The 26345-nt window shown below is 67.2% G+C and carries 16 protein-coding genes; 15 read left to right on the top strand and 1 reads right to left on the bottom strand.

Annotated features, from left to right (window positions below; translation table 11 throughout):
* Nucleotide 1 precedes the first annotated feature (1 nt).
* From treS to fhuF, 7 genes are read left to right on the top strand one after another with little or no spacing between them, the layout of a single operon-like run.
* Nucleotides 2-3376, top strand: coding sequence for a maltose alpha-D-glucosyltransferase (gene treS, locus ACFZAI_RS28080; RefSeq protein WP_391570120.1), 3375 nt, complete (start codon nucleotides 2-4; stop codon nucleotides 3374-3376).
* Nucleotides 3373-5640 (top strand): 1,4-alpha-glucan branching protein GlgB, encoded by a 2268-nt coding sequence (glgB, locus tag ACFZAI_RS28075; protein ID WP_391570118.1) that lies wholly within the window; start codon nucleotides 3373-3375, stop codon nucleotides 5638-5640. The genes treS and glgB overlap by 4 nt, the downstream gene beginning before the upstream one ends.
* 2 nt (nucleotides 5641-5642) lie before the next feature.
* Nucleotides 5643-7766 (top strand): glycogen debranching protein GlgX, encoded by a 2124-nt coding sequence (glgX, locus tag ACFZAI_RS28070; protein WP_391570116.1) that lies wholly within the window; start codon nucleotides 5643-5645, stop codon nucleotides 7764-7766.
* The gene (gene treZ / locus ACFZAI_RS28065) at nucleotides 7763-9562 is read left to right on the top strand and encodes a malto-oligosyltrehalose trehalohydrolase (RefSeq protein WP_391570114.1); all 1800 of its coding nucleotides are present in this window, start codon (nucleotides 7763-7765) and stop codon (nucleotides 9560-9562) included. The genes glgX and treZ overlap by 4 nt, the downstream gene beginning before the upstream one ends.
* On the top strand, nucleotides 9559-11805 hold the full coding sequence (gene malQ / locus ACFZAI_RS28060) for a 4-alpha-glucanotransferase (RefSeq protein WP_391570112.1): 2247 nt from the start codon (nucleotides 9559-9561) through the stop codon (nucleotides 11803-11805). The genes treZ and malQ overlap by 4 nt, the downstream gene beginning before the upstream one ends.
* Nucleotides 11802-14537 (top strand): malto-oligosyltrehalose synthase, encoded by a 2736-nt coding sequence (gene treY, locus ACFZAI_RS28055; RefSeq protein ID WP_391570110.1) that lies wholly within the window; start codon nucleotides 11802-11804, stop codon nucleotides 14535-14537. The genes malQ and treY overlap by 4 nt, the downstream gene beginning before the upstream one ends.
* A 53-nt stretch (nucleotides 14538-14590) precedes the next feature.
* Entirely contained in the window at nucleotides 14591-15382 is a 792-nt protein-coding gene (fhuF, locus tag ACFZAI_RS28050; protein WP_391570108.1) for a siderophore-iron reductase FhuF, read from the top strand.
* 55 nt (nucleotides 15383-15437) lie between these two features.
* Here the strand turns inward: fhuF and ACFZAI_RS28045 are convergent, their stop codons facing one another.
* Entirely contained in the window at nucleotides 15438-16310 is an 873-nt protein-coding gene (locus tag ACFZAI_RS28045; RefSeq protein WP_391570106.1) for a GntR family transcriptional regulator, read from the bottom strand.
* A 170-nt stretch (nucleotides 16311-16480) separates the two neighbouring features.
* On the opposite strand from ACFZAI_RS28045, the gene ACFZAI_RS28040 reads away from it, so the two are divergent.
* The 8 genes from ACFZAI_RS28040 (at nucleotide 16481) to ACFZAI_RS28005 (ending at nucleotide 26342) form a co-directional block, all read left to right on the top strand.
* Nucleotides 16481-17644 carry a C45 family autoproteolytic acyltransferase/hydolase gene (locus ACFZAI_RS28040; RefSeq protein ID WP_391570104.1) on the top strand — a complete coding sequence of 388 codons (1164 nt, stop codon included), beginning with the start codon at nucleotides 16481-16483 and terminating at the stop codon, nucleotides 17642-17644.
* A 5-nt stretch (nucleotides 17645-17649) separates the two neighbouring features.
* Nucleotides 17650-18594, top strand: a complete 945-nt coding sequence (locus ACFZAI_RS28035) for an ABC transporter permease (protein ID WP_391570103.1) — start codon at nucleotides 17650-17652, stop codon at nucleotides 18592-18594.
* Complete coding sequence (locus tag ACFZAI_RS28030) at nucleotides 18591-19409, top strand: ABC transporter permease (protein WP_391570101.1); 819 nt, start codon at nucleotides 18591-18593, stop codon at nucleotides 19407-19409. The genes ACFZAI_RS28035 and ACFZAI_RS28030 overlap by 4 nt, the downstream gene beginning before the upstream one ends.
* Nucleotides 19406-21070 carry a dipeptide ABC transporter ATP-binding protein gene (locus tag ACFZAI_RS28025; protein ID WP_391570099.1) on the top strand — a complete coding sequence of 555 codons (1665 nt, stop codon included), beginning with the start codon at nucleotides 19406-19408 and terminating at the stop codon, nucleotides 21068-21070. The genes ACFZAI_RS28030 and ACFZAI_RS28025 overlap by 4 nt, the downstream gene beginning before the upstream one ends.
* A gap of 12 nt (nucleotides 21071-21082) precedes the next feature.
* Nucleotides 21083-21937: an alpha/beta hydrolase gene (locus ACFZAI_RS28020; protein WP_391570097.1), complete on the top strand. Its 855-nt coding sequence runs from the start codon at nucleotides 21083-21085 to the stop codon at nucleotides 21935-21937.
* 24 nt (nucleotides 21938-21961) lie between these two features.
* Complete coding sequence (locus ACFZAI_RS28015; protein WP_391570095.1) at nucleotides 21962-23530, top strand: ABC transporter substrate-binding protein; 1569 nt, start codon at nucleotides 21962-21964, stop codon at nucleotides 23528-23530.
* Between the two features lie 45 nt (nucleotides 23531-23575).
* A complete protein-coding gene (locus tag ACFZAI_RS28010; protein ID WP_391570094.1) occupies nucleotides 23576-25012 on the top strand; it encodes an amidase in 1437 nt (478 codons plus the stop codon).
* A 187-nt stretch (nucleotides 25013-25199) separates the two neighbouring features.
* On the top strand, nucleotides 25200-26342 hold the full coding sequence (locus ACFZAI_RS28005; RefSeq protein WP_391570092.1) for a metallophosphoesterase: 1143 nt from the start codon (nucleotides 25200-25202) through the stop codon (nucleotides 26340-26342).
* Nucleotides 26343-26345: the final 3 nt, after the last annotated feature.

Genomic DNA, 26345 nt, shown 5'->3' with positions numbered 1-26345 from the left:
CATGATCAGTGAAACCCAACCGCTCAAAGACGACAGCCTTTGGTACAAGGACGCCGTCATTTACCAGCTGCATGTGAAGTCGTTCTTTGACTCCAATGACGACGGCGTAGGCGACGTGCCTGGCCTGATCATGAAGCTGGACTACATCGCCAGTCTGGGCGTGAACACGATCTGGCTGCTGCCGTTCTACCCGTCGCCCCGGCGTGACGATGGCTACGACATCGCGGACTATCGCGGCGTGCACCCCGACTACGGCACCGTTGCCGACGTGCGCAAGCTGATCCGCGAGGCGCATGCGCGCGGTTTGCGCGTCATTACCGAACTGGTGGTGAACCATACGTCGGACCAGCATCGCTGGTTTCAGCGGGCGCGCACCTCGCGCCCGGGGTCGGCCGCGCGCAATTTCTACGTGTGGTCCGACAACGACAAGGCCTACGCCGGCACCCGCGTCATCTTCTGCGACACGGAAAAATCCAACTGGACGTGGGACCCTGTCGCCAACGCCTACTTCTGGCATCGCTTCTATTCCCATCAGCCCGACCTGAACTACGACAACCCGCAGGTGTTAAAGGAAGTGCTGTCCGTCATGCGCCATTGGCTGGACATGGGCGTGGACGGGCTGCGGCTGGACGCCGTGCCGTATCTGGTGGAACGCGAAGGCACCAACAACGAGAACCTGCCCGAAACGCATCAGGTGCTCAAGCAGATTCGCGCGGTGATCGATGCCGAATACCCCGGCCGCCTGTTGCTGGCCGAAGCCAACCAATGGCCGGAAGACGCACAGGAATACTTCGGTGCGGGCGACGAATGCCATATGTCGTTCCACTTTCCGCTGATGCCGCGCATGTACATGGCGATTGCGCAGGAAGACCGCTTCCCCATTACCGACATCATCCGGCAGACGCCCGACATTCCGGCCACCTGCCAATGGGCGATCTTCCTGCGCAACCACGACGAGCTGACGCTGGAAATGGTGACGAGCCGCGAACGCGACTATCTGTGGAGCGTGTACGCGGCGGACCCGCGCGCCCGCATCAACCTGGGCATCCGCCGCCGTTTGGCCCCGCTGCTGGAGCGCGACCGCCGCCGCGTCGAGCTGATGAACAGCCTGTTGCTGTCCATGCCCGGCACGCCGGTGCTGTACTACGGCGACGAGCTCGGCATGGGCGACAACGTGCATCTGGGCGACCGCGATGGCGTGCGCACGCCGATGCAATGGTCGCCCGACCGCAACGGCGGCTTCTCGCGCGCCGACCCCGAACGCCTGCCGCTGCCCGTGCTGATGGGGCCGCTGTATGGCTACGAGGCCGTCAACGTGGAAGCGCAGCAGCGCGACCCCCATTCGCTCTTGAACTGGACGCGCCGCATGTTGGCGCAGCGCCGCCAGACGCACGCCTTCGGGCGCGGCACGCTGCGCTTCATCCTGGCCGGCAACCGCAAGATTCTGGCGTACCTGCGCCAATGGAACGACACCACGATTCTGTGCGTGGCCAATCTGTCGAACGCCGCGCAACCTGTCGAACTGCAATTGCAGGCCTTCAACGGCCGCGTGCCGGTGGAAATGCTGGGCGGCACGCCGTTTCCCGCCATTGGGGAATTGCCGTATCTGCTGACGCTGCCGCCTTACGGCTTTTACTGGATGGACCTGAGCTTGAACGCCGCGCCGCCGAATTGGCATGCCAGCGGCCCCGCCCAGATGCCCGAGCTGACCACGCTGGTGCTGAAGTCGCGCGGCGGCGCGTCGCTGACGGATGCGTCGCGCGCGGTGCTGGAAAATGAAGTGCTGCCCGAATACCTGGCGCGCCAGCGCTGGTTCCCGGGCAAGCACGCACCCGCCCGCGCACGGCTGGCGTATGCCACGCCCTTTCACACCGCCAGCGGCGAAGCCTATTGGGCCGAGATCGAACCCGAAGATGGCGTGGCCGGCCTGCGCGCCCAAGCGCCCTTCGTGCTGGTGTGGGATGAAACCGCCCAGGTGCAGTACCCGATTGCGCGGGTGCGCCGCGGGCCAGAGGTCGGCATTCTGGCCGACGCCTTCCTGCAACCCGGCTTCGTGCTGGGCGTGGTCGACGCCTTGCGCGCAGGCGGCGAACTGGATGGCCGCGAAGGCGGCAAGCCGGGCGACAAGCCCGGCGTCATCCGCTATCTGCCTGAACCCGGGCTGGCTGAAACGGACTTGGGCGACGACCCTGCGCTGCAATGGATCAGCGGCGAACAATCCAATAGTTCCGTCATTGTCGGAGGACAAGCCATTCTGAAACTGCTGCGTAATGTGCGGCCGGGCGTGTCGCCGGAAGTGGAAATGACGCGCTACCTGACCCGCGCGGGCTACGCCAACATTCCGGCGTTGCTGGGCGAAGTGCTGCGGGTGGATTCGGAAGGCGTGCCGCACACGCTGGCCGTGCTGCACGCCTTTGTGACGAACGAAGGCGACGCCTGGACGTGGACGCTGGATTACCTGAAGCGCACGCTGGGGGCCGCCTTGCTGGGTAACGCGACGCCTGACGAATTCGAAGCCAGTCTGGAAGGCTATACGGTGGTGGCGGCCACCATCGGCCGCCGTCTGGCCGAGCTGCACAATGTGCTGGCGCAACCCAGCGACGACGAGACGTTTGCCGTGCACACCGCCACCACGGAAGACGCCGACGAGCATGCCACGCGCATCGTCGCCCAGCTTGACCGCGCGGCGGACGACCTGCGCGCCGTGCTGGATACGCTGGAAGCGCCGTCGCATGCGTGCGCCGAATGGTTCTTCGACCATCGCGCGCGGCTGATCAAGCAAGTCACCGAGATGGCGCAGTCACTGACTGGGGCGCCGCTCATCCGCGTGCATGGCGACTTTCATCTGGGCCAGGTGCTGGTGGCGCAGACGGACGCGTATCTGATTGATTTTGAAGGCGAACCGATCCAGACAATGGAATCGCGCCGGCTGCGCTTCACGCCCTATAAGGACGTAGCGGGCATGCTGCGCTCGTTCGACTATGCGGCGGCCTCCATCGCGCGCGCCGATCCGCTGGGCGGCGCTCCGCTGGGCGGCGCACCCACCGACGCGAACGCGGGGCCGGCGGATTCGTCCGCATCAGCCGGCGCGCCGCTGGAATTACGCGACGCGCTGCTGGCGCGTTTCGGGCACCGGGCGGCCGAGGCCTTTTTGCAGGGCTATCAAGAAGCCGCCAGCACCGCCATTGCCTTGCCGGCCGATCGGGAAAGCGCGCTGCTCAAGCTGGCGCAGCTGGAAAAGGCCGCCTACGAGGTCAGCTACGAAGCGGCCCATCGGCCGGATTGGATTTCCATCCCCCTGTGCGCGCTGACGGGGCTTGCGCGCGAGCTCATCATGCAGAACGCGGCCATCCACGACGAGGAACAATCACGATGAACCGCCAACGCAGCGCCTCGCCGCCAAAGTCGCCAAAGTCACCCAAGTCGCCCCCGACAGTGCCGCCCAAGGCGCCGCCCCAGGAACGCCCTGCCGGCTATGACGGCCAGGTTGACGCGGCCACGCTGGCCGCTCTGGCCGCGGGGCTGCACGCCGATCCGTTTTCGGTGCTGGGCCCGCATGATGACGCCGTTCGCGTGCTGGCGCCGGGCGCATCCGCCGTGGCGGTCGTGTGGCCCGATGGCGCGCGTACCGCCTTGCACGAGCAAGCCCATGGCTTGTACACGGGCGCGGCGCCCGGTGCTCGCCCCGGCGACCCCGCGTCCTATCAATTGGCCATTTCATGGCCGGGCGCCGAACAGTTGACCCCCGACCCCTACGCCTTTGGCCCCTTGCTGTCCGACGACACGCTGCAAGGCTTGGCAGGCGGCGACTGGCACGCCGCGCTCGATGCCTTGGGCGCGCGGCTGGGCGACATGGATGGTGTGGCCGGCTTGCGCTGCGCCGTGTGGGCGCCCAACGCGCGCCGCGTGGCGGTGGTGGGCGACTTCAACAGCTGGGACGGCCGCCGCCACGCCATGCGGCTGCGCCACGCGGCGGGCGTGTGGGAGTTGTTCATCCCGGGCGTCGCGGCGGGCGATTGCTACAAGTTCGCCATCACCGACGCGACCGGCGCAATCTTGCTCAAGGCCGACCCGATGGCGCGTCGCGCACAGCCCGCGCCCGCCACGGCCTCAATCGTTGACGACCCCTCCCCCTATTCCTGGACGGACGATGCATGGATGCTTTCTCGCGGTGCGCGCCAAGCGCCCCAATCTCCCATTTCCATCTACGAGGTGCACGCCGGTTCGTGGATCGCGGCCGACGGCGCACGCTGCGTCTGGGACCAACTGGCCGACAAGCTGCCCGCTTACGCGCACGCCATGGGGTTCTCGCATGTCGAATTGATGCCGATCATGGAGTATCCGTTCGGTGGTTCCTGGGGCTACCAGCCGCTTGGTCTGTTCGCACCGTCCGCCCGCTTTGGGCCGCCGGCCGCCTTCGCCCGTTTCGTGGACCGCTGCCACGCCGTGGGCGTCGGCGTCATCCTGGACTGGGTTCCCGCGCACTTCCCCGATGACGCCCACGGGCTGGCGCGCTTTGACGGCACGCCGCTGTATGAATACGCCGACCCGCGCGAAGGCTATCACCCCGACTGGCACACCATGGTCTACAACCTGGGCCGCACGGAAGTCAAAGCCTTCATGATCGCCAGCGCCATGCATTGGCTGCGCCGCTATCACATCGACGGGCTGCGCGTGGATGCGGTGGCGTCGATGCTGTACCGCGACTACAGCCGCCAGCCGGGTGAATGGATACCCAACCAATACGGCGGCCGTGAAAACCTGGAAGCGGTGGCCTTTCTGCAAGAACTGAACGCCACCATCCGCAAGCAGGCGCCAGACGCCATCGTCGTGGCCGAAGAATCCACCGCCTGGCCGGGCGTGACCGCGCCCGTCGAAGACGGCGGGCTGGGGTTTCACTACAAGTGGAACATGGGCTGGATGCACGACACGCTGCGCTACATGCACGAAGACCCGGTGCACCGCAAGTATCACCACCACGACATCACCTTCGGCATGGCCTACGCGTATTCCGAACGCTTCATCCTGCCGCTGTCGCATGACGAAGTGGTGCACGGCAAGGGCTCGCTCGTGAACAAGATGCCGGGGGATCACGGCACAAAGCTGGCGAACCTGCGCGCGTATCTGGGCTTCATGTGGGCGCACCCCGGCAAGAAGCTGCTGTTCATGGGGGGCGAACTGGCTCAGCCCGCTGAATGGAACCACGACGCCACGCTGGATTGGAACCTGCTGGACGACGCCAGCCACCACGGCGTGCAGCGCCTGGTTGCTGACCTGAACCGGCTGTACCGCGACACCCCGGCCCTGCACGCGCTGGACGCCGACCCCGAAGGCTTTGCCTGGGTCGTCATGGACGACGCCGACAACAGCGTGGCCGCGTTCCTGCGCCGCAGCGGCGCGCAGATGGTGTTGGCCGTGTCGAACTTCACGCCGGTCGCCCGCCACGGCTACCGCGTGGGCGTGCCACTGGCCGGCCGCTGGACCGAAACCCTGAACACCGACGCCGGCTGGTATGGCGGCACGGGCCAAGGCAACCAGGGCGCGGCCGTCTCCGCACCCGAGTCCGCCCACGGCCACGCGCAGTCCCTGTCATTGACGCTCCCTCCGCTTGCCACCCTCTTTTTCACGCATGAAGGCTGAACATGGACCCCACTCAATTGACCCGCTTGACCACCGGCCAGCCGTATCCGCTGGGCGCAGTCAGCGATGGCCTGGGCGTGAACTTCGCCGTCTTCTCGGCCAACGCCACCCGCATTGAACTGTGCGTGTTCGATGCCCGCGCCCGCAAGGAGCTGCGGCGCTTCGACCTGCCCGAATGTACCGACGAAATCTGGCACGGCTACCTGCCCGACGCCCAGCCCGGGCTGGTCTACGGTTACCGCGCGCACGGGCCGTACGACCCGCGCAACGGCCACCGCTTCAACCCCCACAAGCTCCTGCTGGACCCTTACGCGCGTCACCTGACGGGTCCGGTCAGCTGGAGCGATGCGCTCTTTGGCTATCGGCTGAACCATGCCCGCGCCGACCTGTCGATGGACCGCCGCGACAGCGCGCCCGCGATGCCCAAAGCCATCGTCACGGAAGATGTGCCGTTCAACTGGGGCAACAGCAAAGCGCCAAACACGCCGTGGTCGGACACCACCATCTACGAAGTGCACCTGCGCGGCGCGTCGATGCAGCGCGAAGACCTGCGCCAGCCGATACGCGGCACCTGCGCCGCGCTGGCCGACCCGCGCTTCATCGAGCACCTGCTGCGGCTGGGCGTTACCGCCGTGGAACTGCTGCCCGTGCACGCCTTTCTGCAAGACCGCTTCCTGATCGAACGGGGCCTGCGCAATTACTGGGGCTACAACACGCTGTCGTTCTTTGCGCCCGAGCCCACCTACCTGCAACGCGGGCCGAATGATCTGCGCCAGGCCGTGCGCCGCCTGCATGCCGCCGGCCTGGAAGTGATACTGGACGTGGTCTACAACCACACTTGCGAAGGCAGCGAGCTGGGGCCGACGCTGTCTTGGCGCGGGCTGGACAACGCCAGCTATTACCGGCTGATGCCGGGCGAAGAACGCTATTACATCAACGACACCGGCTGCGGCAACACGGTCAACCTGTCGCATCCGCGCGTCTTGCAGATGGTGATGGATTCCTTGCGGTACTGGACGTCGTCTTACGGCGTGGATGGGTTCCGTTTTGACCTTGGCGTGACGCTGGGCCGCGAAGGCACAGGCTTTGACCCGGGCTCGGGCTTCTTCGACGCCTTGCTGCAAGACCCGACGCTGGCGGGCGTGAAGCTGATCTCGGAACCGTGGGACATCGGCCCCGACGGCTACCAGCTGGGCAACCATCCGCCCGCGCTCGCCGAATGGAATGACCGCTACCGCGACACCGTGCGCCGCTATTGGCGCGGCGACGAAGGCATGCGCGGCGACATGGCGGCGCGCCTGTGCGGCTCGCGCGATGTGTTCGACCGCCGCCATCGCCGCCCCTGGGCCAGCGTGAACTTCGTGGCCTCGCACGATGGCTTCACCACCCAAGACGTGGTGAGCTACGACGGCAGCCACAACGAAGCCAACGGCGAAGACGGCAACGACGGCCACTCTGAAAACTACAGCCACAACTGGGGCGCCGAAGGCCCCACTGACGACCCGGCCATTCTGGAACGCCGTGGCCAGGTGCAGCGCGCACTGCTCGGCACCCTGTTCCTGTCAGACGGCACACCGATGATGTTGGCGGGCGACGAGTTCGGCAACAGCCAGGACGGCAACAACAACGCCTATTGCCAGGACGGCCCCTTGTCGTGGCTGGACTGGACGCAGGCGCAAAGCGAAGCCGGCCGCGCCTTGAGCCAATTCGTGGCGCGCGCCGTGTCATTGCGGCGCGACCACCCCAGCTTGCGCGCGGCCCGCTTTGGCGACGCCGCGCAGGAAATCTGCCCGGGCGTCAGCGCCATTGCCTGGTTCGACACCGACGGCGGCCCCATCGACCAGGCCGCTTGGGACGACCCGCAACGGCGCACCATGGCCTTGCGCCGCGCCGCCTTGCGTGAAGATGGCAGCGCCGACATCACGCTGCTGTTGCTGAACCCGGGCGCTGAACCCGCCACCTTCACGCTGCCGGAACCGGCGCTGCCGTGGTTGCGCGAACTGGATTCGGCCGCGCCGGTGCCATCGGCCCCCGTCTCCGAACCGGAAATCATCGTGCAAGCGCATAGCCTCGTGCTGCTATCGGCCGCGTGCATGCCAGGGGACATTCCCGGGGCGGCATCATGACCGTCCTGCCGGAACCCTACACCCACGGCGCGGTGCCGCTGCCCGACGGACGCACGCGCTTTCGGCTCTGGGCGCCGTCGGCCGCGCCGGGCTTGGCGTTGCTGGTCGACGGCCACCCGCCCATTGCCTTGCACCCTGACGACGAGGGCTTTGCCGTGGCGGACGTCGCTTGCCCGCCCGGCACGCGCTACCGGTATCGGCTGGGCGATGGGCGGCTGGTGCCTGACCCGGCCTCGCGCCAACAAGACGGCGATGTGCATGGCGCCAGCATCGTCGCCGGGCCGGACGACTATGCGTGGCAACACCCCGCCTGGTCTGGCCGGCCGTGGCGCGAATCCGTCATCTACGAAGCGCACGTGGGCTTGAGCGGCGGCTTTGACGGCCTGACCGCGCGGCTGCCAGCCTTGGCCGCGCTGGGCATTACCGTGATTGAACTGATGCCGATCGCGGATTTTCCCGGGCCGCGCAACTGGGGCTACGACGGCGTGTTGCCCTACGCGCCAGACACGGCCTATGGCCCGCCGCAAGCGCTCAAGCGCCTGATCGACACGGCCCACGGGCTGGGCTTGAGCGTGATGCTGGACGTGGTCTACAACCACTTCGGCCCCGAGGGCAACTACCTGCCGCAATATGCCGCGCCGTTTTTTCGCGAGGATGTGCCGACCCCCTGGGGGCCTGCCATCGACTTCCGGCAACCCGCGGTGCGCCGTTACTTCGAAGAGAACGCGTTGTACTGGCTGATGGAGTACCGCTTTGACGGCTTGCGTCTGGATGCGGTGCACGCCATTGAAGACCCCGACTGGCTGGTCGAGCTTGCGCAATTTCTGCGCGGCCAGGTGCCTGCGCATCGCCACGTGCATCTGGTGCTGGAGAACGACGACAACCGCGCCAGCCTGTTGACGCAGGGGTACGACGCGCAATGGAACGACGACGCGCACCACGTGCTGCACCATCTGCTGACGGGCGAATCGCGGGGCTATTACGCTGACTACGCCGAGCGGCCCGCGCAGTCGCTGGCGCGTTGCCTGGCGGAAGGCTGGCTGTATCAAGGCCAGCCCTCGCCATACCGGCAAGGCGCTACGCGCGGTGAACCCAGCGGCCACTTGCCGCCCACCGCCTTTGTGCTGTTCCTGCAAAACCATGACCAAACCGGCAACCGCGCGCGCGGCGAACGGCTGACGGAGCTGGCCGAGAATGCCGAACGCTTGCGCGCCGCGGTGGTGCTGCAATTGCTGGCGCCGCAGATTCCGCTGATCTTCATGGGCGAGGAGTTCGGCAGCCGCGCGCCCTTCCTGTATTTCACCAGCCACACGGACCCCGCGCTGGTGCAAGCCGTGCGCGAAGGACGCCAGCGCGAATTCGCGGCCTTTCCTGAATTCAGCGGTGAACACGCCCAGACGGTGCCAGACCCCAACTCCGAATACACCTGGGCGCAAAGCGTGCCCTGGCGCGATGCCGAACGGCCGGACGCCCAGCAATGGCGCACCTTGTACGAAGCGCTGCTGCATCTGCGCCAGCACGCCATCGCCCCGCGCTTGTCGGGCGCGCGCAACGTGTTCGCCCGCGCGCTGGGCCGGCACGGCGTACACGCGCAGTGGCGGCTGGGCGACGGCGCATTGCTGACGGTGTACGTCAACCTGGGTCCGGTGCGCGAACAGCTTGCGCAGCGCGCGCTAGCCGCCGCGCACTCGCCGTCGTCGCTGCTATTTGAATCCCGCGCGGGCGCGTTCGCGGCATTGGCATCGGGCAGCCTGTGTTCCGAAAGCACCGTGTGGCTGCTGGAGGATGTATCATGAGCCCCCTGTCCGCCCTGGCCGCCGAAGCCGGCCTTGCTGAAGACTGGACCGGCGCCGACCAACGCCCGCGCCGTGTGTCGCCCGACACCCTGCGGGCCTTGCTCAAGGCAATGGACCTGCCGGCCGACTGCGATGACGACATCCGCGATAGCCGGCAGCGTCTGGCGGCCAGCGTCTCCCGGACTCATCTGCCCGCGATGCTGATCGCCCTGCCCGGCGAGCTGGTGTCGCTGCCGCCGGACTGCGCGGGGGCCTACCAGTTGCAATCGGCGGCGTCGGCACGCATCGCCGGCCGCACCGCCCACGGCCCGGATCTGAAACCCACGCTGCGCGCGCCCGCCACGCCGGGTTACTACGCGTTAAGTACGCAAGGCGGCGAGTGCACGCTGGCCGTCGCACCGCCGCGCGCGCCGTCCATGGAAGACATCTGCCGCACGAAGCACCCGCGCGCCTGGGGGCTGGCGGCGCAGGTCTATAGCCTGCGCCGCCCGTCCGCTGACGTGACGCAGTCGACGCACGGCTTTGGCGACTTTGGCGCCCTGCGCGAATTGGCCACGGCGGCCGGAGAGGCAGGCGCCGACGCGCTGGCCATCAGCCCGGTGCATGCGATGTTCGCCGCCGACCCCGCCCAATGCAGCCCCTATTCGCCCTCCAGCCGCTTGTTCGTGAACACGCTCTTTGCAGACCCCGCCGGCGTGCTGGGCGAGGATGCGGTGCGCGCCGCGCTGGCCGGCATGGACCACGCGCAGATGCGTACGCTTGACGCCCAACCGCTGATCAACTGGCCCGCCGCCGCCCGCCTGCGCCACGAATTGTTGCGACGCCTGCACGCGGGCTTCGTAACGGGCGCCACCACCGGGCAACGGCAGGCCTATGAGGCTTTCTGCAACGCGGCGGGGCCAGACCTTTGCGACCATGCCTTGTTCGAAGCGCTGCACGGCGGCCACGCGCAAGGGCGCGACGCGCCGTTGTCCTGGACCGAATGGCCGGCAGAGCTGCGCGACCCGCGCTCGCCCGCCGCGCAACGCTATGCCGCCGAACATGCCGACACCGTCGACGTGCATCGGTTCAGCCAATGGCTGGCCTCCGCCAGCTTGTCGCGCGCCCAGCAGGCCGCGCGCGATGCGGGCATGCGCGTGGGCCTGGTGGCCGATCTGGCCGTGGGCGGCAGCCCCCAAGGCAGCCACGCCTGGAGCCGGCAAGCCGACCTGATGAAATCCACCAGCGTGGGCGCACCGCCCGATCTGTACAACCCGCTGGGACAAGGCTGGGGCCTGACCGCGCTGTCGCCCGCCGCCTTGCACGAATCCGGCTATGCGGCGTTTCTGGCGATGCTGCGCGCCAACCTGGCGCACGCGGGCGGGCTGCGCATTGATCACATTCTGGGGCTGGCGCGCTTGTGGCTGATTCCGGACGGCGCTTCGCCCGAACACGGCGGCTATCTGCGATACCCGATGCCGCAATTACTGCGGCTGATTGCCTTGGAGGCCTGGTTGCATCACGCGCTGATCATTGGTGAAAACCTGGGCACCGTTCCCGAAGGATTCGACGCGCAACTTGAAGCGCACGGCGTGCTGGGCATGAATGTGCTGTGGTTCATGCGGGCGGCGGACGGGGCTAAGGCGGACGGGGCTAAGGCGGATGAGGCTAAGGCGAACGGGGCTAAGGCGAACGGGGCTAAGGCGGCGGAGCCTGCGAAGGCGGCTGATGGCGCTGATAGCGCTGTGCAGCCGCCTCCGACGGCGGAAGAACCTGCCGCGTCGTCGCCCGCCGCCTTCCTGGCTCCCGGCGACTGGCCCGCCCACGCCGTCGCCATGACGACCACGCACGACCTGCCCACGCTGGAAGGCTGGTGGCACGCGCAGGACATTCTGTGGCGCTCGCGGTTGAGCCTGCTGGGGCCCGATCAGAAAGAAGCGGCCCTGCGCGCCGCCCGCCTGGAAGACCGCGCAACCTTGTGGCGGTCGGTGCAGTCCAGTTCTCCTGCGGCGTCCACCTTGCCGCTGCCGCGCCGCGCGCCCAGCGCCGCACTGCTGGGCTTTGTCGCCGCCACCCCCTGCCCGCTGATGCTGGTGGCGCTGGAAGATCTGGCGGGCCAGCTCGACCAGCCCAACCTGCCCGGCACCGTCGCCCGCCATCCCAACTGGCGGCAACGCACGCCGCTGTCGGTCGCCGAGTGCCTGAACGCGCCCGCCAGCCAGGCGCGCCTGCAACCCGTGCGCGCCTTACGGGGGCGCGCATGAGCCCCCCGCGCGCTACCGCGCGCCTGCAACTGCACGCCGGCTACACGCTGGACGACGCCTGCGCGCAGGCGCCGTACTACGCTGCGCTGGGCATCAGCCATCTTTACCTGTCGCCGATCTCGCAAGCGCGTAGCGGCTCGACGCATGGCTATGACGTCATTGACCATCAGCGCATCAACCCGGAACTGGGAGGCGAAGCCGCGCTGCGCAGGCTGAGCGACACCGCCCGCCGCCACGGTTTGGGGCTGATCGCCGACATCGTGCCCAATCACATGGCCGCCCACGCCACCAATGCGTGGTGGGCCGATGTGCTGCGCCACGGCGCGCAAAGCCGTCACGCCCGCACGTTCGACATCGACTGGCAACCGGCCGACACGGCGCTGCACGGCAAGGTGCTGCTGCCGGTGCTGGGCGAACCCTATGGCGAGTCGCTCGCCGCAGGCCACATCCGATTGATTCACGACAGTGCTGCCGCTGAGGGGTATGCCATCGAGGCGGGTGGCCAGCGTCTGCCCGTTGCACCCGGCACCGCCCCGGCTGGCGATACCCCCGATGCCGTCTGCGCGGCGTTTGACCCCGCCGTGCCGCGCGGCGCGGCGCGCCTGCATGCGCTGCTGGAACGCCAGCACTACCGGCTGGCATGGTGGCGCACCGCGCCCGAGCAGATCAACTGGCGGCGCTTCTTTGAAATCAGCGAACTGGTTGGCGTGCGGGTCGAAGACGACGCGGTGTTCGACGCCGTGCATGCGCTGCCGTTGCAGCTAGTTCGGGAAGGCGTGCTCGATGGATTACGCATCGACCACGTCGACGGCCTGGCCAGCCCCGGCGCCTACCTGCGGCGCTTGCGACAGCAGCTTGACGAGGCCCGCGCCCGCAATGGCGGCGACATCCGCTTGGGCAGCGGCGTAGCCCCTGCCTTACGCAACGACGGCGGCGCCGGCTATCTTGTCGTGGAAAAAATCCTGGCCGAAGACGAAACGCTGGACGCGCGCTGGCCCGTGGATGGCACTACCGGCTACGACTTCATGGACCAAGCCGGCGCGCTATTGCATGCGCCCGACGCCCAGGCGCCGCTGGAGCAATTCTGGACCACGCTGAGCGGCGACGCCCGCAGTGCGCCCGCCCAATTACTGGACGCACGCCATCGCATGCTGGCGCGCCACTTCCCCGTGGAACGTCAAGGCTTGGTGCGCGCGCTGACCCACATCGCACAGCAAGACCTGCGCACGCGAGATTGGCCCCCCACCGCCATCGACCGCGTGTTGACCGCCTTGCTGGCGGCCTTCCCGGTGTATCGCAGCTACGCCGAAGACGGCGGCCGCAGCGCCGAAGACGAACGCTGGTGCCGCCTGGCGCTGGACCGCGCGCGCGAGGCGCTGGACGCGTCCGAATCCGATATCCAGCTGCTTGAGCAGATCGGCGCATGGCTCGCGGGGCCGCAGCAGAGGGGTGCGGATGAACCATCCCCCGCACTTCGCCGCTTCCAGCAATTGACGCCGCCGCTTGCCGCGAAGGCGCTGGAAGACACCTTGTTCTACCGGCGCGGGCCGCTGCTGTCGCGCAATGAGGTCGGCTCCAGTCCTACCCAATTCGCGTTGCCGCTCGCCGCCTTCCATGCATTGACCTACGCCCGCGCGCGTTCCCATCCGCACGCCATGCTCGCCACCGCCACCCATGACCACAAGCGCGGCGAAGACACGCGCGCTCGTCTGGCCGTGCTAAGCGAAATGCCCGAACGCTGGCAGCGCGCGGCCGAAAACTGGATTCCGCGTTTGGGATCGGCCGGTACGTCCACCCCCGCCGACCGCTATCTGTTGCTGCAAAGCCTGGTCGGCGCGTGGCCGTTGACCTTGTCCGTGGAGCACGCGGGCGACGTCGCGGCATTCCTTGAACGCATCGTTCAATGGCAGGAAAAAGCCCTGCGCGAAGCCAAGCTGCACACCAGCTGGACGGACCCCAACGCCGGCTACGAAGCGGCCGCCCGCCTTTGCGTGACCGCGTTGCAAGACACCGACAAGGGGCAAGCGCTGTTACGCGACATCGCCGCGTGGACGGCCGGCATCGCCCCGGCCGGATTGGTGAACAGCCTGACGCAGACCTTGTTGCGCAACACCCTGCCCGGCGTGCCGGATCTGTACCAAGGCACGGACTTGTGGGATTTCAGTTTGGTCGACCCCGACAATCGCCGTCCCGTCGACTACGCAGCGCGCGCCGCGCTGCTGGCGGCGGGCGATCCGGGGGCAGCCCGTGTCGGGGCAGCCCATGCTGTGGCAGCCCAGGCTGGGGCAGCCCTAGCTGCCTCCACAAGCAGCTCCCCCATCGCCACCGATTCCTCCGCATGGCGCAGCGGCGCCATCAAGCTGCAACTGATTCAGCGCTGCCTGGCCCTGCGCGCGTCGGACCCTGGCCTGTTCGATCACGGCGACTACCTGCCTCTGACCGCGCAAGGTCCGCGCGCGGATCATGTCATCGCCTATCTGCGCCAGCACGAAGCACGTGCCGTGCTGGTCGTGGCGCCGCATCACTGCGCACTGGCGCTGGCTCCCTATGCGCAAGATCAGGCGGCGCAGGCGGCGCGCTTCTGGGATGGCACCCTCGTGCAACTGCCGGAGGGCCTGGGCGCGATGCGCAACGTGCTCTCCGGCCAGCCCGTCAACGTAGACGCCACCGGCAGCATTGCGCTGGCCGAGCTTTTGCGGGATTGTCCGGTCGCCCTTTGCGCCACGGGCTGACGCGCGCGCGGCGCATTTGCGCCGATGGTGTTTTCTCTTTACGCTGCGGGTCTTTGCTTGCACTGGCCGCCGCCGATTCCCTGCGCATGATTGCGTTGCTGCAACCTTTTTTCCGAGAAGACTGGCGCCCGTATGCCGCCACCGTGCAGCATGCGCGCGCGTCGGCGCACAGCCGGCAGGCCAGCGCCTTGCTCGGCGACGGGCCAGCGCTGGCGCACGTGCTGGCGCGTCATCGCAAGCACTGGTCCGACGCCGATCCGCGCGCCGTCGCCTCTGCCTGGGCCATGAGCTATCTGTGGGCCTTGCTGCCCCCTGTGGCCGCTGCGGCCAGCGGCGCGCGCCAGGTGCTGCCCGCAAGCGGCGACGCCATGTCGCTTGAGCTTGACGACAACAGCGCCCCTGCGCGTTTCCAGATTGCAGACTTGGGCCATGCCGCCCCCGGCAGCGATGTGTGGCGCCGCTACGAGGCGCTGGTCTGGCGGCATCTTTTGCCCTTGGCCGATGCCCTGCACGCCGCGAGCCGGCTGCCCCGCAAAACCGTGTGGGGTGGCGCGGTGCGCTATCTGGAAGTGGTGTTGAAAGCCGTCGAAGCCCAAACGCAGCACACGCCCGCAAGCGACTCCGTACGTCAAGACCGGCTGCACCTGCTGGAAAGCCCCTGGTGGGGACCCGAGGCCGCAGGCCGGCCCAACCCGCTATGCCTGCCGCCCAGAACGTCCCGCGGCCCCGGCCCCGCAGTGACGCTGCACCGCGAATGCTGCCTGTATCACCTGCTGCCCACCGCGCAATACTGCGCGGCCTGCCCATTGGCGCCGCAGCACCGGGCAAGCCCGCGCGAACGATAGCGCGCCGACGCTCAGTACTGGTAGCGCATCGTCAGGATGGTCAGAGAGCCCTGGCTTAAATGTCCGCCGACCGTGTGATATGACGCCGCAACAACGCCGTGGCGTAGTCGCGATCGCCCTCTGCCAGCGCCGCCAGAATGCCCAGGTGATCCGTACAGGCCTGGTGGATATGCACTTCGGCCAGATGCCCGAAGTTGGCGTATTCCGTCATGCGGCGCAGGGAATTCTGGCGGCGCACGGCTTCGGTCAGAAAGCGGTTGTTCGACCACGCGGCCAGCGTTTCGTGAAAGGCGGCGTTGGCATTGAACCAGGCGTCGCGCTGCAATTGTTCGACCGGCATTTGCAGAATCTCGGATTGCTCGCGCTGCAACGCGGCCAGCTGATCGGGCCGCGGCGCGTAGCCCGGCGTCATCAGCGCATTGCATTCGACGATCAGCCGGAACTCGTAGCTCTCGTTCACGGCCTGCTCGTTGTCCAGGCTTTCGGCAAAGTGCCAGCCATGCCCCGGCAGCCGCTCCGCCAGCCCTTCTGTGGCAAAGCGCATCAACGCGCGCCGCACCGCGCCGCGCGTCACCTGGAATTGTTCAACCAATTGCGCCTCGGACACTTCGGCGCCCAGCCGGCCCACGGCGCGCGCACTCATCAGCTCGCCATACAGGCTTTCCGATTCGGAATGCGGCATCAGATCATCCAGACTTTCGTCGCTGCTGGTCTCGCGTTCCAACCGGTAGCCCTTGCCTTGCGTGTAGGCCACCAGCCCCTGCCGCGTCAGCAGATTCAGGGCCTGGCGAATGGGCGTGCGCGACACCTTGAGCTCTTGCGCCAACCGCGCGTCCGACAGCCGTTCACCTACCTGCCACCGGCCGCTCTGGATCAGGGCGGTCAGTTTGCGGGCCACTTCGATCTGTAGGGGACTGAGCTCCTGCATGGCATCGCGCTCCTCTCGCTGTGTGCGGGATTCTATCGTCAACGCCCACGCTAAAGCGCAGCATTCACGTTTTCCCTAGATTTCATATACCCGGCCATAAAACACATTGACAGCCAGCAACCCCGGTATTTAGTGTATTACACAGCACCAAAATACAAAAGGAAGGCGAGATGGCGATGACCCCCTTTCCCTGCGTGACGTTGACGGGCGGCCCCGAAAGCCGCGGCCGCCAATACGGGCAGGCGCTTAAACCCCGCATCCGCGCTAGCGTGGCGCTCTATGGCGGGGCGCTGGACGGATTTGGTATGAGCGCCGCGCAGAAAACGGCGCTGATCGCCGATTACGCGCGCCGCATCGCCGATTTCGACGAGCGGTACGTCGAAGAAATGCACGGGATCGCCGCGGGCGCCGACGTGCCGTTCGAAGACATCGTCATGATCAACGCCCGCACCGAAGTCATGGCGCTGGCCCGCGCCCAAAGCGCCGCCGCTTGCCCGGACGATGAACCCGACGACGGCTGCACCGGCGCCATCCTGCTGCCCGAGCGCAGCGCCTCGGGCAACCTCATCCATGCGCAAAACTGGGACTGGCGCGCGGAATGCGTGGACACCGGCGTCGTGTTGCGCGTGCGCCAGGAACATGGCCCCGACTACCTGACCTTTGTCGAAGCGGGCGGGTTGGCGCGCAGCGGGTTGAACGCGGCCGGCGTGTCCATCACCGCCAACTACCTGGAGTGCGACCGCGATTACCAATCGCTGGGCGTGCCGCTGGGCCTGATCCGCCGCAAGGTGCTGGAACAGGAACACTTCGCGCTGGCCACCAAAGTGGTCGCCACAACGCCCAAGTCCTGCTCGAACAACATCATGATCGCGTCGGCCGCGGGCTTCGGCATTGACTTCGAATGCGCGCCCGATGAAGCCTTCCCGCTGTATCCCGACGATGGCCTGATCGTGCATGCCAACCATTGGGTGGGCGCCATCGCCTTGACCAAGCTGCGCGACACCGGCATTACGCACGTCCCCGAGAGCTTTTACCGTGACTGGCGCGTGCGCCGCTTGCTGCAAGCGCAAGGCCGATTGCTGGACCGCGAAGGCGTCAAAGCCGCCCTGTTCGACGACTTTCTGGCGCCCTACTCCGTCTGCCGCCCCGCGCGCCATGGCGACGGCGGCAACCTGACGGCCACGGTGGCGATGATCGTCATGGAGCCGGCGCTGGGCTTGATGGAGATTGCGCCCATGCCGGCGGCCAACCGGCGCTTCACGACCTATCGGCTGGATGGCGACGAGCCGCTTGACGCGGTCGACGTGCGCGAGTCCGAGCTCGCCGCAGGCTGAACGCCATGCTCAGATTCGTCGCCTCGCGCGTGGGCATGGCGCTGCCTACGCTGCTGATCGTCGCGCTTGCCGTCTTCATCCTGGTGCGTCTGATACCGGGTGATCCGGCGGCCCTGATGCTGGGCGATTCGGCCGACGCCGCCAGCCTTGCCGCGTTGCGCGAACAGCTGGGGCTGAACGCCAGCTGGCCCGCCCAGTTCGCCATCTGGGCGGGCCATGTGCTGCAAGGCGACCTGGGCCAGTCCATTGCCAACCGCCAGCCGGTCATGGCTTTGATACTGGAGCGCTTTGCGGTCAGCGCGCAGATCGTGCTGCCCGCCGTGCTGCTGGCGACGCTAGTCGCCGTCCCCGCAGGCATGTTCGCCGCCTGGCGCCAGGGCCGCATGGCCGATCTGGCGCTGGTGGCGGGCGCCACGCTGCTGCTGTCCTTGCCCGCCTTCTGGATGGGGCTGCTGCTCTTGCTGCTCTTTGCGCTGAAGCTGGGCTGGTTTCCCGTGGTGGGCTTTGTGGCCTTTAGCGAAAACCCGGGCCGCGCGTTGCTGTATCTGGTGCTGCCGGTGGCCACGCTGCTGCTGCATGAAATTGGCGTCATCCTGCGCATGACGCGCGCCTCCACGCTGGAGGTGCTGCATCTGGACTACATCACGCATGCGCGCGCCAAGGGCCTGCCGGAAAGCAAGGTGATGTGGCGGCACGCCTTCAAGAATTCGTTTGGCCCCACCTGGACCTTGCTGGGCCTGATTCTGGGCAACCTGCTGGCGGGCATCGCCGTCATCGAAACCGTGTTCACCATTCCCGGATTGGGCCGCCTGCTGGTCGATGCGATCTTCGCGCGCGACTACCCCGTGATCCAGGGCTGTCTGTTGTTCATCGCCACCGTCTACGTGCTGGTGAACTTGATCGTGGACCTGCTCTATCCCCTCTTTGATCCCCGGGTGGCTGCGAAATGAACCGTCGATCCCTCACGGCCGCAATCGGCGGCGTCTTGGTGGCAGTGGTTGTCATTACCGCGCTGGTCGCCCTGTTCTGGACGCCGTACGACCCGCTGAAACTCAACTTCAAGGCGCGTCTGGCCGCGCCCAGCCTGACGCACTGGATGGGCACCGACGAACTGGGCCGCGACGTGTTCAGCCGGCTGATGCGCGGCACCACCGCCAGCCTGCGCGTGAGCCTGATGACGGTGTTGCTGGCCACCGGCGCGGGCGTGCTGATCGGCGCGGTCAGCGGCTATCTGCGCGGCTGGCCCGACCGCGTGCTGATGGCGCTGAACGACGCGCTGCTGGCCTTTCCCGGCTTGTTGCTGGCGCTTGGTCTGCTGGCGGTCTTCGGCGCCAGCGAAACCGGCATCATCCTGGCGTTGGCGCTGGCCTATATGTCATCGGTGGTGCGCGTCGTGCGCGGCACCGTGCTGAGCCTGCGCGAACGCGAATTCGTGCGGGCATCAAGAGTGATGGGCAACTCCGAACTCTACACGCTGATGCGCCATCTGCTGCCCAATTGCCTGGCGCCCGTCATCGTCATGGCGACGTCGATGTGCGGCTGGATCATCCTGGCCGAAAGCTCGCTGAGCTTTCTGGGGCTGGGCGTGGCGCCGCCCGCGCCCACGTGGGGCAACATGCTTGCCGGCAGCCGCAGCTATATCGGTCAGGCCGCGTGGCTGGCCATCTTCCCGGGGCTGGCGATTTCGCTGTCGCTGCTGGGCATCAACCTGCTGGGCGACGCCTTGCGCGACCGGCTCGACCCCCGCATGCGGAGGCGCGCATGACGACCCCATTGCTCAATATCGACAAGCTGACCCTGACCGCAGGGCATGGCCGCAACCTGGTGTCGAACGCCAGCATGCACGTCGCGCGCGGCGAAATTGTGGGCGTGGTGGGCGAATCCGGCTCGGGCAAAACCTTGCTGGGCCGCGCCATCATGCGCCTGACCCCGCCCGCGATCGAGCGCGCGGGCGGTGACATCCAATTGGACGGCACGTCTGTGTTCAGCCTGCGCCCTGCCCAGTTGCGCGCGCTGCGCGGCCCCAAGGTTGCGATGGTGTTTCAGGAACCCATGACGTCGCTGACGCCTTCCTTGACGGTGGGCGAGCAATTGGCCGAAGGGCTGGAACAGCACGCGCCTGCTGAGCGCGCCACGCATCGGGACCGCATCGAAGCCATGCTGCGCCGCGTCGGCCTGCGTGACGTGACCCGCGTGCTGGACGCCTATCCGCACGAATTTTCGGGCGGCATGCGCCAGCGCATCATGATCGCGTCGGCCATGTTGCTGCGCCCCGCGCTGCTGATCGCCGACGAGCCCACCACCGCGCTGGACGCCGTGATCCAGCGCGAAGTCATGGAAATGCTGGTGGAGCTGACGCAGGAAAACGGCACCGCCGTGCTGCTGATCAGCCACGACCTGCCGATGGTGGCCCGCTACGCGCAGCGCATGGTGGTGATGCGCCGCGGCGACATTGTAGAAACGGGCGGCACCGCGCAATTGCTGGCCGCGCCGGCGCACGACTACACCCGCCAGCTGTTGGCGACGCTGCCGCAACGCCGGCCGCCACGTCCGCTTGCCACCCACGCGCCGCTGCTGTCCGCCCGCGGCCTGACCGTGGAATACGGCGCGCGCGCGGGCTGGTTCGGCAAGCAGGCCGGGCATCGCGTGCTGCACGGCGTCGACCTGGATATCCACCCGGGCGAAGTTGTGGCGGTGGTGGGGGAATCCGGTTCGGGCAAGACCACCCTGGGCTCCGTCCTGACAGGATTGGTCGCACCCACGGGCGGCGTGCTGCGCTACAAGGGCCAGCCTCTGGCCGCGCGCGGCCCGGTCTTTAACGATTACCGCTACAACTGCCAGATGGTGTTCCAGGACCCGTACTCGTCGCTGGACCCGCGCATGACGGTGTCCGCGCTGGTGGCCGAAGCCCTGCGCCTGGCGCCCGCGTTGACCCCCGCGCAAAAAGAAGCACGCGTCGCCACCACGTTGCAAGACGTGGGCCTGGGCGGCGACTTCGGCCTGCGCTACCCGCATGAACTGTCTGGCGGCCAGCGTCAGCGCGTGGCCATAGCGCGTGCACTGGTGCGCCGGCCGGCGCTGTTGATTGCCGACGAAGCGGTGTCGGCGCTGGACGTGACCGTGCGCGCGCAAGTGCTCGACTTGTTGGCCGACCTGCAACAGCGCTATGGCTTTTCCTGTCTGTTCATCAGCCACGACCTTGGCGTGGTCGAACAGATTGCCGACCGCGTCATCGTGATGCAGGCGGGCCGCATCGTCGAGGAAGGCGTGCGCGACGCCATCTTCGACGCGCCCCGCGAACCCTACACGCGCCAGCTGTTGGACGCGATTCCCATGCTGGAGCCGACCGCCAGCGGCGGCGTGCGCCTGAAGTGGCGCAACGACGCCCGCGCTGAACAGGCGGTCACCGCCGACACCTTTTCTTAGGAGCCCCCTTCCATGTCCACGCCCCCCGCCGGCCGCCAGGGCCACGGCGTCAAGCTGAGCTTTTACGACTTCGGCCCCACGCCATTCTTCGCCAGCCAGTTCGACCAGCGCTTCAGTTATTGCCTGTATGTGCCGCAGGACTACGACGAAGCCGCCAGCAAGGCCTATGACCTGGCAGTCATCGTGCACGGCACCGGCCGCACGGCGTCGCAATACCGCGACCGCTTCGCCGACTTCGCCCAACGCAATGACTGCATCGTGCTGGCCCCCCTGTTCCCGGTGGGCATCATCGAGCCGGGCGACCTGGCCAACTACAAGCGCATCCAGTTTCACGACATCCGCTACGACCACGCCCTGCTGTCGATGGTGGACGAGGTCATCGCCAAGTACCGCATCAACGGCAAACGCTTTTTGCTGTACGGATTTTCGGGCGGCGGCCAGTTCTGCCAGCGATTCTTCATGCTGCACCCCGAACGCCTGCAAGCGGTGTCCATCGGCGCGCCCGGCGTGGTGACTTTACTGAATCCGGATTACGACTGGTGGGTCGGCGTACGCGATGTGCCGGCCCGCTTTGGCATCAGGCTGAACATCGACGCCATGCGGCAAGTGGCGGTGCAGACCCTGGTGGGCACGGAAGATACCGCGACGTGGGAAATCACCATTGCGCGCGACAGCAAGCTGTGGATGCCGGGCGCTGAATTGCAAGGCGACAACCGCATCCAGCGGATCGACGCGCTGGCGCAAAGCTTCGAAGCGCATGGCATCAAGGTGCGCCGCGACACCGTGCCGGGCGTGGCGCATGAGCCGTTCAAGGTCATTGAACCTGTCGAAGCGTTCTTCGAAGACTTTTTGAAGTCGCGCCGCTAAGCCGTTCATAACAAGGGGAAAAACATGAAGCGAAACACGGTCTTGCACACGCTGCTATGCAGCGGCCTTTTGTCCGGCGCATGGCTTGCCCCATCGGCCCACGCTGCGGGCGAGGCCCAGATGCTGCGCGTGGCGCTGCATGCCGATATCGCCAGCATCAACCCCGGCGTCAACCGCGACGCCAATGCCGACATGGTGCTGGCTCACGTCGTCGAAGGGCTGGTGGCTTACGGCGAAGACTTGAAAATCAAGCCGGTGCTGGCCGAAAGCTGGCAAGTGAAAGACGACGGTAAGGTCTACGAATTCAAGCTGCGTCCGAATGTGCATTTTCAGAACGGCAAGGTGCTGACGGCTGACGACGTCGTCTGGAACTTCAAGCGCTATCTGGACCCGAAGACCAACTTCCAGTGCGCCAACCGCTACAACGGCAAGATTGGGCCCGCGCTGCAAGACGTGCAGGCTGCCGGCCCGCTGACCGTGCGCTTCACCTTCGCCGCGCCCGCGCCCAACTTCCCGATGACGATGGCCACGATCCAATGCACGCCGTGGATCTTGCACCCCGACTCCGTCAAGGCGGACGGCAGCTTCAACACACCCATCGGCACCGGCCCCTACGCGTTCGGCGGCCTCATGCAAGGCCGGCAGCTGGACCTGAAACGCTTCGAAGGCTATGACGCCCTGCCCGGCGCCCGCGATGGCTACGCCGGCAACAAGACGGCCACCATCCCCACGCTGCGGTTCATGACGGTGCCTGACGCCAGCACGCGCAGCAACGGGCTGCTGTCGGGTGACCTGGATGTGGTCGACGGCATTGAACCCGCCACCATGCAAACGCTGCGTGGCCAGGGCATCGCCATCCAGGTTCAGCAAACGCCGGGCTGGCTGGTGATGCAGGTGCAGACCACCGCACCCGCGCTGCAAGACGTGCGCATGCGCCAGGCCATTGCCCACGCGCTCAGCTTGCCGGACCTGGCCGAGGCGTCGGGCGAAGGCCTGTACACGGCCAACCCGTCGGTGCTGGCGCCGCAAAGCCCCTATTACGATGCGCGCAGCAAGACCTGGCCCGCATACGACCCTGCCGCCGCCCGCAAGCTGCTGGCGCAGGCCGGCTACAAGGGCCAGCCCATCACGCTGCTCGTCGCCAACCGCCAGGAGCGCGTGCAAGCCGCCACCATCGTGCAAGCGATGCTGGCCGCGTCGGGCATCAATGTCGAACTGAAGGTGCGCGACTGGGCCTCGCAGCTGGACCTGTACGGACGCGGCCAATACGAGCTGGCGATCTTCGGCTATTCCGCGCGGCTGGACCCCTTGCTGATGTATGAATCGCTGATTGGCGACAAGAAGGTCGAGCCCACCCGCCAGTGGGACAACCCGCAGGCGGCCGCCCTGCTCAAGCAGGTGGCGGTAGAGCCCGACCTGGCCAAGCGCCGCGATCTCTTTAACCAGATGCACGAGCTCATGGCCCGCGACATTCCCATCATCGGCCTGTACAACCTGCCCGTCGTCACCGCGCTGCGGCCCGTGGTGCAGGGCTATCAAGGCTGGCCGGCAGGCACGCACCGATTCTGGGGCGTGACCAAGACCCAGCCCTGATTTTTTGGGCTTCTGATTTTTGGCTTCTGACTTCTGGCTTCTGCGATGTCCTTTACCGATACTGATTACACCGCGTCCGACGCCGTCGCCCTGGCGGCCGCCATCCGTGCCGGCCAGTTGAGCCCGGCCGAGGCGGTGGCGCACGCGTTCGCCGCCATCGACCGCGTCAACCCGCAACTGAACGCCGTCATCTTGACGATGCGCGAGGCGGCCGAGGAACAACTCCGCCGACTGCCGGCCAACGCGCCGCTGCGCGGCGTGCCAGTGCTGCTGAAAGACGACTGCCCCACCTACGCAGGCGTGCCGATGTCGTTTGGCTGCCGCGCGGCGCGCGGCTATGTGCCCGCGCACGACCATGAAATCGTACGGCGGTATCAGGCAGCCGGCATGGTCATCGTCGGCAAGACCAACCTGCCTGAGTTTTCCGGCAACATCGCCACCTCGCCCACGCTGCATGGCCCGACGCTGAACCCGTGGGACGCCCGCCGCAGCATCGGCGGATCTTCCGGCGGCGCCGCCGCCGCCGTGGCATCCGGCATGGTGCCCGTGGCTTACGGCAACGACGGCGCGGGGTCCATACGCATTCCGGCCTCGTGCGGGGGCTTGTTCGGCTTGCGGGCCTCACGCGGGCGCACGCCTTGCGGGCCGGTATCCAGCGAGAACTGGGGCGGGTTGGTCAGCCACCACGCGTTGACGCGTTCGGTGCGGGATTCCGCCTTGCTGCTGGATCTGACCGACGCCCCCGAAGCCGGCGCGCTCTATGCCGCGCCCGCCAAGTCCGGCCCGTATGCCGAGGCCGCGACGCGCGATCCCCGGCCGTTGCGTATTGGCGTCGTCACACAGCCCGGTTTGGGCTTGCGGCTGGATGACGAGGTGGCCGCGGCGCTGGAAGACGCCGCCGCGCTGTGCCGCACATTGGGCCACGCCGTGCACGCCAGCGCCTTTCCCCTGGATGCTTCGGCCTTCGCCGACGCCTATGTGCGCATCATCGCCGCCTACACGGCGCTGGAAGTCGACGCCATTGCCGCCGACACCGGCCGGCCAGCCGACGCCGACGGCTTTGAACCCGTCAATCTGGGGCTGGCGGAATTTGGCCGTTCATTGTCCGCGCCGCAACTGCTGGCCGCGCGCAACACGGTCAACAGCGTGGCGCGCAGCTTGGGCGCGGTGTTTGCCGATGTCGACATCCTGTTGACGCCGGTATTGCCCACGTTGCCCCCGCCGATGAGCGCGTTGAACGTGCGCGGCCCCGACTGGCGCGCCTTTGCCGACGAATTCATGCACGGCACCGTCTACACGCGCCCCGCCAACGCCGCGGGAATTCCCGCCATGAGCGTGCCGCTCTTTCAGACAACGGCGGGGTTGCCCATCGGCATCCAGTTCATGGCGCCTTATGGCGACGAGACCACGCTGTTCGAACTCGCGGGCCAGCTGGAACGCGCCCGTCCGTGGCGCCACCGCGTGCCGCCCCTACACGCTTGACGCACCTCGCGCCCACGCTTGACGCACCGCACACCCACGGCTGGCGCACCGGCGCATCCGCCGCGCGCCGCTGTTTTATCCCTACACAGGGCGGGTTTACCCCGCCGCGCCATTCGCGGCCCGGCATAATGTCGCTGGCTCCGGCCACGCTGTTCTCTTCATAGCCGCCCTCCGTAGGAATCTCCACGTGTTCCATGTCTTTACGGGACTGATCAGTCTCTACGTCATCTGGCGTTTCGTCTTGCCCCTGTCCGTCTCCAAAACCGGAAAGGTCCTGTTGTCTGTCTTGCTGGTGGCCGCCGCCGAGCACCATCTGGTGACGCGCAACCTGTTTGGCTCCATGGCCTCGCCGGAAATTCCCGCCACGCTGCTGATGGTGCTGGGCTGGATGTTCGGCAGCCTGCTGCTGTTGGCCATGTTGCTGCTCGTGCGCGATGTGGCGGGCGCAGCCGTGTATGGGTTCTCACGCGTGAGCGGCAAGCGCCTGTGGGCCGCGCGCGGTTGGGGGGTGGGCGCGGCGCTCGTGTCGGTGGTGCTGTCCGCCATCGGCGTCTGGCAAGCGGTGCGTGTGCCTGACGTGAAGACGCTTGAAATCGCCTTGCCCAAGCTGCCGCCCGAACTCGACGGTTTCAAACTGGTGCAGCTGACCGACCTGCACGCCAGCCGCCTGCTGGAAGCGCCGTGGATGGAAGCCGTCGTCGCCAAGACCAATGGCTTGAACCCGGACCTGATCGTGATTACGGGCGATCTCGTCGATGGCACCACCGATGCGCGCGCGGCCGATGTGCTGCCGCTGCAAGCGCTGCGCGCCCGCTACGGCGTGTATGCCATTCCGGGCAACCACGAGTACTACGCCGAGTACCAGCGCTGGCTGCCGGCTTTTGAAAAACTGGGCCTGCGGTTGCTGCTGAACGAACACGTGACGCTCATGCCCAATGGCCAGCGTCTGGTGCTGGCTGGCATCACCGACAAGATGGCGGCCGCTTACGGCCAACCGGAACCCGATGTGGCGCGTGCGATGGATGGCGTGCCGGCCACGGACCCCGTCATTCTGCTGAGCCATCGCCCCATTGGCGCGGTGCGCAACGCGCAGGCTGGCGCCGGGCTGCAACTGTCCGGCCACACGCATGGCGGGCAGATTCTGGGGCCGCACCTGCTGACGCAACTGGCTAACGAAGGCTATGTGTCGGGCGAGTATCAGGTCGGCGGCATGCGCCTGTATGTCAGCAACGGCACCGGCTTGTGGCCGGGCTTCCCGGTGCGCCTGGGCCGCCCGTCGGAAATTACGCAGATCGTGCTGCGCTCGCCGGCGAAGGCCGCCGCCCAATAGGTC

This window comes from Achromobacter sp. NPDC008082 (assembly GCF_042957345.1).
Lineage (GTDB): Bacteria > Pseudomonadota > Gammaproteobacteria > Burkholderiales > Burkholderiaceae_B > Achromobacter > Achromobacter kerstersii_A.
Note: the sequence above shows the minus strand (reverse complement) of the source record. Positions and strands in the feature narration are given on the sequence as shown.

Coding starts and splice junctions, on each gene's coding strand:
- ACFZAI_RS28030 (WP_391570101.1), top strand. CDS start 18,591: ATGAACCGTCGATCCCTCACGGCCGCAATCGGCGGCGTCTTGGTGGCA.
- ACFZAI_RS28040 (WP_391570104.1), top strand. CDS start 16,481: ATGGCGATGACCCCCTTTCCCTGCGTGACGTTGACGGGCGGCCCCGAA.
- ACFZAI_RS28015 (WP_391570095.1), top strand. CDS start 21,962: ATGAAGCGAAACACGGTCTTGCACACGCTGCTATGCAGCGGCCTTTTG.
- treY (WP_391570110.1), top strand. CDS start 11,802: ATGAGCCCCCCGCGCGCTACCGCGCGCCTGCAACTGCACGCCGGCTAC.
- malQ (WP_391570112.1), top strand. CDS start 9,559: ATGAGCCCCCTGTCCGCCCTGGCCGCCGAAGCCGGCCTTGCTGAAGAC.
- glgX (WP_391570116.1), top strand. CDS start 5,643: ATGGACCCCACTCAATTGACCCGCTTGACCACCGGCCAGCCGTATCCG.
- treZ (WP_391570114.1), top strand. CDS start 7,763: ATGACCGTCCTGCCGGAACCCTACACCCACGGCGCGGTGCCGCTGCCC.
- ACFZAI_RS28035 (WP_391570103.1), top strand. CDS start 17,650: ATGCTCAGATTCGTCGCCTCGCGCGTGGGCATGGCGCTGCCTACGCTG.
- treS (WP_391570120.1), top strand. CDS start 2: ATGATCAGTGAAACCCAACCGCTCAAAGACGACAGCCTTTGGTACAAG.
- ACFZAI_RS28045 (WP_391570106.1), bottom strand. CDS start 16,310: ATGCAGGAGCTCAGTCCCCTACAGATCGAAGTGGCCCGCAAACTGACC.
- glgB (WP_391570118.1), top strand. CDS start 3,373: ATGAACCGCCAACGCAGCGCCTCGCCGCCAAAGTCGCCAAAGTCACCC.
- ACFZAI_RS28025 (WP_391570099.1), top strand. CDS start 19,406: ATGACGACCCCATTGCTCAATATCGACAAGCTGACCCTGACCGCAGGG.
- ACFZAI_RS28020 (WP_391570097.1), top strand. CDS start 21,083: ATGTCCACGCCCCCCGCCGGCCGCCAGGGCCACGGCGTCAAGCTGAGC.
- ACFZAI_RS28010 (WP_391570094.1), top strand. CDS start 23,576: ATGTCCTTTACCGATACTGATTACACCGCGTCCGACGCCGTCGCCCTG.